At 36.6% G+C, this 1,557-nt stretch carries 1 protein-coding gene; it reads right to left on the bottom strand.

Annotated elements, in window-relative coordinates; all coding sequences use genetic code 11:
* Positions 1-107: 107 nt before the first annotated feature.
* Positions 108-1,193 (bottom strand): DUF2939 domain-containing protein, encoded by a 1,086-nt coding sequence (locus VER_RS10185; protein ID WP_162100699.1) that lies wholly within the window; start codon positions 1,191-1,193, stop codon positions 108-110.
* Between the last annotated feature and the right edge of the window lie 364 nt (positions 1,194-1,557).

Genomic DNA, 1,557 nt, shown 5'->3' with positions numbered 1-1,557 from the left:
AAAAAAAGGACACGCAACAATTACGTCGCATGTCCTTCCTAAGAGTGCATAATCTCTTTAGCGCCCCAAAATTTGACAAAGAGCCTATAAACTAGCCTACATGCGGTCTATTTAACTTTTGTCAACAATTCCAAGGTCTTTCCATCGGTGTAAGTAATTTTAGTAAGTTCAATCTTAGCCAACAGTTTATTTGAGTCCGCAAAGGCTAAATTTCGTTCCCGTGAAACAGAATGATCTAACCACTTCTGCACAACTAAGGTTTTATTCCCCGTATCTAAATTTAGCGACAAGGTTACAGGAATCTTCGTAATGGTATTATCCGGTGCAGTTACGACTACCATTCCGTCCGCATAACGAATCATTTTTTCACTCTCTACCGTAATAGGCACCTCAAATTTTAACTGTGACATAGCACGGCCAGAGTAAATATTAGGCTGAATCTCGCCTATTTGCACCTCTTTATTAATTTCATCTTGAATTGGTTTATTTAATTCTGCTAATTTTGCTGCTTCCGCTTTTTCAACAGCTTCTAAGTAATCTTTAAAGTTAGCCACTGAAACGACTTGCCAAGTACCATCATCCAATTGACGCATATTTAAATCTAATTCATAATCAGCATCCAATTTATTGTCATGAAGGCCTAGTGTAATAACTTTGAAACCACCTTCATCACGAGTAGACGTAACGCCTTTAAATTCTATGTTTTCAAAGTCCGTCATATCTTTTAAATTATTGGCCGCCGCATTGGCACTTTCTTCTTTATTCGAACGCCCTTTATTAGAACTAGCCCCTTGAGTTAGTCCTTGAATGGACTTATCATTGGTCTCATCGCTATTCGAATCAAACGACGATTTGCCCGTCTTAATCCACGTTTCTACTTCACCATTCAAAGCTTCTACAATAGCTGGTTTTAGCATTTTAGCAAAGCCTTGTACCATCGCTTTAGTCGCATTATCCATATTTTCATCTTTAGCTGCCGATGCATCAATAGCCCCATCATACAAAGAACCAATGACGCTTTTCGTATCCACATGTTTGCTAAACGTATCCCAATCGTGTTTTTCTACAGCCGTTTTAATTTGTGAAAACGTATACGTAGGTGTTCGTTTGTAATACCAAAAACCACCTAAAATAGCAATAATTAAGAACACTACAGCCCCAATCAATATCCCCTGTTTTTGTCGCTTTGTCATATGTGCGCCTCCTTACCTACTCACCCTAACCATTACTGTTAGATTACCTAGCAACATTCATTCATATTTATTTCATTTTATAACGGACAAATTCAAATGACAAGCCACTTCCGCTATTGTCGCAAATTACAGATGATTTGTATCATATGCGATATTTCACAACTAAAACTAAAGATAACACAAGGATAAAACTAAGCCTATAACTAAGCCTGTGACTTACAATGGCTACCTCTATTTATTTGAATATATGGCAAATCACTTCACCTTAACATCAAACAAATATATTATTGACTCAAATATTTATTCGATGTATTATTTTAGTAAGAACTGTTAGTAAAAGTAGGAGTAGAAGTAGAAGTAGAAG

The sequence above is a fragment of the Veillonella sp. R32 genome (assembly GCF_010093125.1).
In the GTDB taxonomy this organism is placed as follows: domain Bacteria; phylum Bacillota; class Negativicutes; order Veillonellales; family Veillonellaceae; genus Veillonella_A.
Note: the sequence above shows the minus strand (reverse complement) of the source record. Positions and strands in the feature narration are given on the sequence as shown.

Excerpts from the sequence above, each read along its gene's own strand:
- VER_RS10185 (WP_162100699.1), bottom strand. The coding sequence starts at position 1,193 with ATGACAAAGCGACAAAAACAGGGGATATTGATTGGGGCTGTAGTGTTC.